Here is an 8,496-nt window from a genome sequence, read left to right on the forward strand (position 1 = left end):
CGTGGATGCGGTCGCGATCAGTGTCGCAGCTTGAGTAAACAGCGCTGGCTCCGGCTTCGGGGCACCGGGTTCAGCCGGTGCGACGATGGGTGGTGAGCGTCATCCACGGCGTGCACATCTCTGTGTTGTGGTCAGACGGTGTTGGCTCAGAAGAGGTCGAATAATCGACGACGTCTGTTCGACTGTGTCTTCACGAACGGCAGTTCAGTGCACGGCCCAGGGGAACATCACAACCCTACCAAGGATCACGGGTGCTCACGAATCCGACGCGGTCGTGGCGCCCTCCGGCGGCGAATCGTCATCGCCCGGAAGCCGGACGTCGCTCGCGTACGGCAGGCGCATGCGGAGCAGGACGACGACATCCACCGCGAGCGCCGCCATGATCGCGGCGACGAGGGAGACGAAGAAGACCCCCGGGACCAGCCACGGCGCGCCGCGCACTACGAGCAGCACGACGATGAAGACGATGAGCTTGAGGATCCACCCGCCGAGCACGACGCCGAAGAAGATCGGCACATACAGCTCGTCTCCGAACCAGCGATTGGCCACCAGGATGCTGATGGCCGTGATCGCGAGGAAGATCGCGGCCACGAGCACGCCGACCAGTCCACTGATGAGCCCCTCGGATCCCGAGACCGCGAACCCGATGCCGGCGGCGGCCAGCGCGAGCAGGGCCGTCACGATTCCTCCCCAGCGGAGGGCCGCCGCGAGGATCGGAGTGCTCGAGGGGCGGCGGGCGGGAGTGGGGCGGGGCGGGTTCGTCATGGCAGCTCCTCGACGGGGGTCAGGATCTCCTCGGGGGAGCGTGTCGGCTGGGACCGGCGTGCGCGCCGGGAAGGCAGGAAGGTGATCGTGAGGCAGGCGGCCGCGCCGACGACGCCGAACGCGATGCCCAACCCGTACATCTCGGGGTAGAGGAACATCAGCAGCACGGCGATCGCGATGATCGAGGTCCACGCGTAGAAGATCAACACGGCGTCGCGGTCGGAGTGTCCCATGTCGAGCATCCGGTGGTGCAGGTGCTTGCGGTCGGGCGAGAACGGCGATTTTCCTGCACGGACGCGACGCAGGACGGCCAGTCCGAAATCGAGCAGGGGCAACAGCACGACGACGACGGGCAGCAGGATCGGGATGAAGGCACCCAGCAGCTGGGAACGGCCGATGTTCTCGGGATCGAGGACGCTGGGGTCGAGGGCTCCCGTGATCGCGATGGCCGACGTCGCCATCAGAAGCCCCATCATGAGCGCACCGGCGTCGCCCATGAAGAGCTTCGCGGGGCTCCAGTTCAGCGGCAGGAACCCCACGCACGCACCGACCAGGGCCGCGGCGATGAAGGTCGCGAGCGAGAAGTTGCTCGTCGCGAACTCTCGCAGCAGGAGGTACGAGTACACGAAGAAGATGCCGTTGGCGATCAGGCCGACACCCGCGACGAGCCCGTCGAGTCCATCGATGAAGTTGACGGCGTTCATGACGACCACGATCGCGAACACGGTGAGCACGAAGCTGACCCACGGCGAACCCACGACGATGCCGCCGATGGGCAGCGAGTAGATCTGCAGCTCCCCCGGACCCGCGATGATGCCTGCTGCGAGGAACTGCGCACCGAGCTTGATCATCCAGTCCAGGTCCCAGAGGTCGTCCGCGACACCGACCAGGACGATGAGCAGAGTCGCCCCGAGGATCGCGAGCACCTGCCGCGGATCGACCCAGAACGCGTCGAAGTATCCGTTCGCCTTCGAGACCGCGAACGCCGCCGCGACTCCCAGGAACATCGCGATGCCACCGAGTCGGGGTGTCGGCGTCTTGTGCACGTCGCGCTCGCGGATGCCGGGATACAGCTTGTAGCGCATGCTCAGCTGCCAGACCGCCCACGACAGTGCGAGGGTCACGAACCCGGCGAAGAGGATGGTGAAGACGTACTGCTTCACGAAGCGTCGTCCGCTACGAGTGTGTCGCCGAGGATCTCACGCAGATCGGCCGCGGCGACGGCGCCCTGACGGAGGATTCGCGCTCCGCCGCCGGAGCGTGCGACGAGCCCGGTCGCATCGACGATCGTCGAGGCGACCCCCGTGCGCGAGGGGCCGTCGTCGAGGTAGACGGCAACCGATGAGCCCAGCATGTCGTGCGCGTCGATCATCGACGTCGCCGCGGGATGGCCCGTGAGGTTGGCGCTGGACACGGCGAGCGGTCCCGTCTCCTGCAGCAGCTCCAGGGCCACGCGATGATCCGGCATGCGCACCGCGACGGTGCCGTGGGTCTCACCCAGATCCCATGCGAGCGACGGCTGGGAGGGCAGCACGACGGTCAGGCCACCCGGCCAGAATCGCTCGACCAGTGCCTCGACCTGCTCGGGCACCTCGGCGACCAGTGCCCTCAGCATCCCCGCGCCGGCGACGAGGACCGGCGGCGGAGACTGGCGCCCGCGCCCCTTGGCTGCGAGCAGGCGCGCGACGGCCGCGGCGTTGAAGGCGTCTGCGGCGATGCCGTACACGGTGTCGGTGGGAAGGACGACGAGCTCGCCCCGACCGATCGACGAGCGCGCGTGGCGCATGCCCGAGAGCAGCTGCGCCTCGTCGCGGCAGTCGAAGAGGGAGGACATAGCGGGTCAAGTCTACGGCGAAGCCCCCGCGCGCTTCGTCGACGCGACGGTGACCGCAGCCAGGGCGCGGCCGTTACGGACGCAGAGCCGTCGTGGTGCGGTCGCGCATCGTCAGATCGGGATGCGTCGCCGTCGCACGCCACCCGTCGGCGGCGAGCAGTTCGCGGATCGGAGCGCCCTGCCACTCGCCGTGCTCGATGACGAGCACTCCTCCGGGGCGCGCAAGACGCAGCGCCGCCCGGCTGATCACGCGCACCACGTCGAGGCCGTCCTCGCCGCCGTAGAGCGCTGCCGGCGGATCGTAGAAGCGCACCTCGGGATCGCGCGGGATCGCGGCGTCGGGCACGTAGGGAGGATTGGAGACGACGACATCGACGCCGCCATCCAGCTCCGGCAGGGCGGTGGCGAGGTCGCCGAAGACGATGCGCGCATTGTCGGCGCCGACACGGGCGGCGTTCTCGCGAGCCCAGATGTACGCCTCGACGGACTTCTCGACCGCGTGCACCTCGGCGTGCGGCACCTCTGTGGCCAGGGCGAGGGCGATCGCCCCGCTTCCGGTGCCGAGATCGACGGCGACGGGGCGGGGGGATGCCGAGGCCCGCAGCGCGTCGATCGCCAGCTGAGCGACGGATTCGGTCTCGGGCCTGGGCACGAAGACGCCGGGACCGACGGAGAGCGTCAGATGCCGAAAGGGCGCCGTGCCGGTGAGGTGCTGAAGCGGCTCGCGCGCGCATCGACGGTCGATGAGACGATCCAGCAGCGCGGCCTGGGCGGGACGCACGGCATCGCCACGCACCGCCGCGGCCTGAACTCCCCCGCGGGAGAGCCCCAGCACATGCGCGGCGAGCATCTCGGCGTCGACGTCGGGATCGGGCACGTGGGCTGCGCTCAGGCGGTCCGCGGCACGGCGCACGGCGGTGCGCAGCGAGGGCGCGGAGACGTCGCTGATCACGGAGGTGTCGGGGGCAGCCATGGGCCCGTCCAGCCTACGTCGCCCGGGCCACGGGTCTCGAAAGGGCGGAAGAGCCGATATCGGATCGTCACAAAGCGCTCGGGGCGAGGCCTCGGGGCGTCACATTCGGGCCCCGATGGGACGAGCTCGCCTAGGCTTTGAACGGCGTGCCGATGACGCGCGCCCCCGACGTCCCTTCGTGAAAGGCAGCCCATGGCCGGCATCCACCCCGACATCACCTCCGCCTTCGGCAACACCCCTCTCGTGCGCCTGAACCGCGTGGCCGAGGGGGTCGAGGCGAACATCCTGGCGAAGCTGGAGTTCTACAACCCCGCATCCAGTGTCAAGGACCGCCTCGGCATCGCGATCGTGGACGCCGCGGAGGCATCGGGCGAGCTCACCCCGGGCGGCACAATCGTCGAGGCGACGAGCGGCAACACCGGCATCGCGCTCGCGATGGTGGGGGCTGCCCGCGGGTACAAGGTGATCCTCACGATGCCGGCGTCGATGTCGAAGGAGCGCCGGACGCTCCTCAAGGCGTTCGGGGCCGAGCTCGTGCTCACCGACCCGACCAAGGGCATGAAGCACGCCGTCGAAGAGGCGGAGCGCATCGCCGCCGAGACACCCGGTGCGGTCCTCGCGAAGCAGTTCGCGAATGAGGCCAACCCCGCCATCCACCGCAAGACCACGGCGGAGGAGATCCTGCGCGATACCGACGGCACGGTCGACTACTTCGTCGCCGGCATCGGCACCGGCGGCACGATCACGGGCGTCGGCCAGGTACTCAAGGAGCGGGTCCCCGGCGTGAAGGTGATCGCGGTGGAGCCCAAGGACTCCCCCATCCTCACCGAGGGACACCCCGGGCCGCACAAGATCCAGGGCATCGGCCCGAACTTCATCCCGGCGATCCTCGACCGCGACGTCATCGACGAGGTGATCGACGTGGAGTTCGACGACGCGATCGCGCTGGCGCGCGAGACGGCGGCGAAGGACGGCATCCTCGTCGGGATGTCCTCGGGCGCCGCGATCTGGGCGGCCCTCGAGATCGCCCGGCGCCCGGAGGCCGCGGGCAAGAACATCGTCGTCATCATCCCCTCGTTCGGCGAGCGGTACCTCTCGACGGCCCTGTACGCGCACCTCAGCGAGGACTGAGCCGATGGGTCTGCGCGCCGCGTGGTCGCACGTCCGTGAGGACGTCGCGGCCGCGCGGCTGCGCGATCCCGCCGCGCGCGGCGGCGCCGAGATCGCGCTGCTTTATCCGGGACTGCACGCGATCTGGGCGCACCGCGTGTGGCACGCCCTGTGGCGACGGCGCGTGCGCTTCGTCGCGCGCGCGGGGTCGCAGATCACCAGGGCGCTCACCGGGATCGAGATCCACCCCGGCGCGCAGATCGGCCGGCGCTTCTTCATCGATCACGGCATGGGCGTCGTCATCGGCGAGACGGCCGAGGTCGGCGACGACGTCATGCTGTACCACGGCGTCACCCTGGGCGGTCGTACGCGCGACTCGGGCAAGCGCCACCCCACACTCGGCGACGGCGTCGCCGTCGGCGCGGGCGCGAAGATCCTCGGACCGGTCGTGATCGGCGCCGGTTCCGTCGTCGGCGCGAATGCCGTGGTCACCCGCGACGCCCCGGCCGCGTCGGTACTCGTCGGCATTCCGGCCAAGGCGCGGGCGCGACGGGCCGGCGAAGACACGCGCGCGCTCCTGACCACGCCCGAGTACCAGATCTGACACGGATCGCGAGACGCGGAGCGTGAGCTGCGCTGTGGTGGCGCGACGCCTCAGCGCAGGACGATGCCGAGGCGGCGGCCCGCGAGTGCGTGATCGCGCAGGTGCAGCAGCATGGCGATCGCCATGACCGCGAGCCCGGCGATCTCGAGCGTCTCCTCGAATCCGGCGAGGATCCACACCAGCGGGTCGAACTCGTCGCGCAGGAACGACTCCACCTCGGCCCCCGCACTGGCGCTGATCACCTCGACGCCGAGTGCACCGCCGACGTACAGGGCTCCGGCGACGATGACCAGGCGGCGCGTGAGCACCGGCAGGCGCACGACGAAGCGCACCAGGAAGGGCGCGGCGACGAGCAGGGCGATGCCCACGGGGATGACCCATGCGTACCAGAGCGGACCGCCCGTGATGCCGAGCAGGTTGCGCGTGGTGTACATGAGGCTCTCGTGCAGCGCGGCGCCCTCGTCGAGCGAGAGATAGGCGAAGACGATCGCCAGGATCATCCAGATCCGCCGTTCCCGCCCTCGGGCGGTCGCCAGCGAGGTCGTGGCCAGCAGCAGCGCGATGGCCATGAGCAGCATCATGTTGTACCAGGTCGGGATGCTGGTCTCGGCATCCATGTCGAAGGCGCCCACCAGTCGCCCCTCGTAGGTGAGCACGCCGAGCTGCGCGAGCAGGTGGACCGCGAGGTGCGCAAAAGGCAGTGCGGCGGTGATGATGGCGATGACCATCGCCACGGTGCGCACCCGCACCGTGATGCCCAGCGGCGGCACGTCCGTCTCCGGCACGGTGATGAACGTTCTGCGATGCACGGTGCCGGTCATGGCGTCCCCTATCCCCAGTGGTGACGCCGCTCCCCCGAGCGGAGGTTGTTCACCTCCCCGTCACCTGGAGTACACCATAGCGTCATCCGATGGTCGCGGGCGACTCCGCGGGGGCGGCCGGAGTGTGGTGGCAGCATGCGGGGACGCCGAGTCCGCGCAGAGCGAAGAATCCCGCGTCATCGACCTGACCGGATGCCGCAGCGAACGCGTCGAGGTCGATGCGCGCCCCGCCGAGCCACGTGCCCGATATCCCGATCGCCCCGATCGTCTCGGGCGCGACGGCGAACGGATCGGCGTCGAGGGCGACGAGGTCGGCGAGCTTGCCGACCTCGAGTGAACCGACGTCGCCCTCGGTCCCCAGCGCGTAGGCGGCGTTGATCGTCTGAGCGGCAAGCGCCTCGTCGAGCGTGGTCGCCTGCCCCGGACCACGCACCGTGCCGCTCGAGGTACGCCGGGTCACGGCCGTCTGGATGTTCAGAAGAGGCGTGGGCGGGCTCACGCTGCCGTCGTTGTGGAAGGACGGGTGCACCCCGGCGTCGAAGGCGTCGCGGAACCGCTGCCACGTGGCTCCGATGGCCGGATCGAACATCTGCCCGTCGAGGAGGTCGCCCCAGTAGTAGAACTGAAAGGGCCCCATCGAGGCGACGACGCCGAGGTCGGCCATGCGGCGGAACTGATCGCGACGGGCGCCGCCGATGTGTTCGACACGCCACCGGTGGTCGGTGTCCGTCAACCCGTGCTTGTCGAGTGCCCGGCTGAAGGCGTCGAGGACGATGTCGAGCCCGATGTCGCCGTTGACGTGGAAGGCCATCTGCCACCCTTCTGCCGCGTGCGCATCCAGCAGCGCGTCGAGCTGGGTGCGCGTGTAGTTCATCGGCTTCTGCCCCGTCACCCCCGCGGGGATGCCTGCCGCGCGCGTGGCGGGTGTATCGAGATAGGGCTCGCTCATCGCGATGTTGCCCACCCACGGAGACCCGTCGGCCCAGAGCTTGATGCCCTGCTTGTGCAGCATCGTCGAGGGGATGTGCGAGGTGAAGGGTTCGCCGCAGTCGGCCTCGGTGGACATGTGGTAGAGCGTGATGCGCAGGGGTGAGCTCGGCAGCGACGCGAGCGTCTCGTAGGCCTGCTTGAGCGGAGTCTTGTACGTCAGCTCGGATGTCGAGGTGATCCCCGCGGACGACATCATCATGTAGTACTCCACGGCACCCTGCATCGGCCTGCCGCCGGCGGCGATCGCATCCAGGACGGGCGCCGCCAAGGCCATCGCCGCAGGAACCTCCGTGGCCCGGCCGTCGAGGCTGCCGTCCGGCTTTCGGCCGAAGAATCCGCCCACCGGATCCGCCGGCGGGCTCTCGATCCAGCCGAGCTCGCGTATGACGGCCGACGTCACATACGAGGTGTGCCCGGAGTTGCCGAAGACGAGCACGAGGCGGTCGCCGAAGATCTCGTCGAGGACGTCCGCGGTCGGCTCGTCGTGCTGCTGCAGGAGACCGTCGAAGCCGAAGAACGACAACGGGGCCGCCGCGTCCGTCTCGGCGATGGCCCTGCGGAAGACCGCGACCACGTCCTCCCACGTCGGGCAGAACCACGGTGCGATCCAGTACGCGGGATGCATCGTCGCCATGCCGCTGAGGACCGGATGCGAGTGCGAATCGATGAAGCCGGGCAGCAGGCACGCAGCGCCCGTGTCCTCCACCGGCGCGCCGGGCAGGGCGGCTCTGCACTCGGCCACGGTTCCGACGGCGACGATGCGCCCGTCGGCGACCGCGAGGGCATCCGCCCGCGGGGTCTCGGGGTTCATCGTGATGATGGTCTCGGCGGTGAGGATGCGCGCGCTGGGCATTCTGCTCCTGGGGGGACTGAGCGGGTGACACGGCGACTCGACCACATCGGCGACGGTTGCGCCCGGCGACCCGCCGGGAACGTGCATTCCCGCCGGGGAATGTCACCTGCTCACGCGTCGGCGCGTCTGGCGTCCTTGCGCTCGTCCACACGACGCTTGAGGAAGATCAGAGGCAGCAGGACGGTCGCGAGCGCCGTGACGAGCCAGACGATGACCGGCGCGAGCACCCAGGAGAGCGCGTCCGTGATGCGCAGGCCGCCGATGGGCAGCAGCACGACGACGAGCAGGGCGACGAGCGTGGAGACGATGCCGATGCCCCCGAGCAGTGCCGGGGCGTAGCGGCGCGCCATCGTCGCGATCCACGGCGCGAGCACGCTCTGCAGGATGGCGAAGATCACCACGGCGATGACGAAGCCCCACCAGTCTGCCCAGACGATCTGGAAGCCCGGCAGCAGGAGGTCGGCGGCGACGAGCCCGAGCGCAGCCGAGAGCACGAACACGAGCGTGCGGAAGAGGAACATGATCACGCTCGTGACCCTACCGCGG

General features: G+C 69.6%; 9 protein-coding genes. 2 read left to right on the forward strand and 7 right to left on the reverse strand.

What is annotated here, in order from left to right; genetic code table 11:
- Nucleotides 1-255 precede the first annotated feature (255 nt).
- The 4 genes from DI573_RS12310 to prmC form a co-directional block, all read right to left on the reverse strand.
- Nucleotides 256-765: a hypothetical protein gene (locus DI573_RS12310; RefSeq protein WP_292814672.1), complete on the reverse strand. Its 510-nt coding sequence runs from the start codon at nucleotides 763-765 to the stop codon at nucleotides 256-258.
- Nucleotides 762-1,928, reverse strand: a complete 1,167-nt coding sequence (locus DI573_RS12315) for an MraY family glycosyltransferase (protein WP_292814675.1) — start codon at nucleotides 1,926-1,928, stop codon at nucleotides 762-764. Before DI573_RS12315 ends, DI573_RS12310 begins: the two co-directional genes overlap by 4 nt.
- On the reverse strand, nucleotides 1,925-2,599 hold the full coding sequence (locus tag DI573_RS12320; protein WP_292814678.1) for an L-threonylcarbamoyladenylate synthase: 675 nt from the start codon (nucleotides 2,597-2,599) through the stop codon (nucleotides 1,925-1,927). The genes DI573_RS12315 and DI573_RS12320 overlap by 4 nt, the downstream gene beginning before the upstream one ends.
- Before the next feature lie 73 nt (nucleotides 2,600-2,672).
- Entirely contained in the window at nucleotides 2,673-3,572 is a 900-nt protein-coding gene (gene prmC / locus DI573_RS12325; protein WP_292814681.1) for a peptide chain release factor N(5)-glutamine methyltransferase, read from the reverse strand.
- A 192-nt stretch (nucleotides 3,573-3,764) separates the two neighbouring features.
- Between prmC and cysK the strand changes: the two genes are divergently transcribed.
- Together cysK and epsC are read left to right on the forward strand one after the other, a co-directional pair.
- The gene (gene cysK, locus DI573_RS12330; protein ID WP_292814684.1) at nucleotides 3,765-4,703 is read left to right on the forward strand and encodes a cysteine synthase A; all 939 of its coding nucleotides are present in this window, start codon (nucleotides 3,765-3,767) and stop codon (nucleotides 4,701-4,703) included.
- A 4-nt stretch (nucleotides 4,704-4,707) separates the two neighbouring features.
- Nucleotides 4,708-5,286 (forward strand): serine O-acetyltransferase EpsC, encoded by a 579-nt coding sequence (epsC, locus tag DI573_RS12335; protein ID WP_292814687.1) that lies wholly within the window; start codon nucleotides 4,708-4,710, stop codon nucleotides 5,284-5,286.
- 50 nt (nucleotides 5,287-5,336) lie between these two features.
- On the opposite strand, the gene DI573_RS12340 is transcribed toward epsC, so the two are convergent.
- The 3 genes from DI573_RS12340 to DI573_RS12350 form a co-directional block, all read right to left on the reverse strand.
- Complete coding sequence (locus DI573_RS12340) at nucleotides 5,337-6,107, reverse strand: hypothetical protein (RefSeq protein ID WP_292814689.1); 771 nt, start codon at nucleotides 6,105-6,107, stop codon at nucleotides 5,337-5,339.
- An 82-nt stretch (nucleotides 6,108-6,189) separates the two neighbouring features.
- Complete coding sequence (locus tag DI573_RS12345) at nucleotides 6,190-7,950, reverse strand: amidohydrolase (RefSeq protein WP_292814692.1); 1,761 nt, start codon at nucleotides 7,948-7,950, stop codon at nucleotides 6,190-6,192.
- A 110-nt stretch (nucleotides 7,951-8,060) separates the two neighbouring features.
- The coding region (locus tag DI573_RS12350; RefSeq protein ID WP_292814695.1) for a phage holin family protein at nucleotides 8,061-8,496 on the reverse strand (436 nt) is incomplete at its 5' end.

Origin of the sequence: Microbacterium sp., from assembly GCF_003248605.1 — a bacterium.
In the GTDB taxonomy this organism is placed as follows: domain Bacteria; phylum Actinomycetota; class Actinomycetes; order Actinomycetales; family Microbacteriaceae; genus Microbacterium.

Excerpts from the sequence above, each read along its gene's own strand:
- DI573_RS12320 (WP_292814678.1), bottom strand. The coding sequence starts at position 2,599 with ATGTCCTCCCTCTTCGACTGCCGCGACGAGGCGCAGCTGCTCTCGGGC.
- DI573_RS12340 (WP_292814689.1), bottom strand. The coding sequence starts at position 6,107 with ATGACCGGCACCGTGCATCGCAGAACGTTCATCACCGTGCCGGAGACG.
- epsC (WP_292814687.1), top strand. The coding sequence starts at position 4,708 with ATGGGTCTGCGCGCCGCGTGGTCGCACGTCCGTGAGGACGTCGCGGCC.
- DI573_RS12310 (WP_292814672.1), bottom strand. The coding sequence starts at position 765 with ATGACGAACCCGCCCCGCCCCACTCCCGCCCGCCGCCCCTCGAGCACT.
- DI573_RS12345 (WP_292814692.1), bottom strand. The coding sequence starts at position 7,950 with ATGCCCAGCGCGCGCATCCTCACCGCCGAGACCATCATCACGATGAAC.
- prmC (WP_292814681.1), bottom strand. The coding sequence starts at position 3,572 with ATGGCTGCCCCCGACACCTCCGTGATCAGCGACGTCTCCGCGCCCTCG.
- cysK (WP_292814684.1), top strand. The coding sequence starts at position 3,765 with ATGGCCGGCATCCACCCCGACATCACCTCCGCCTTCGGCAACACCCCT.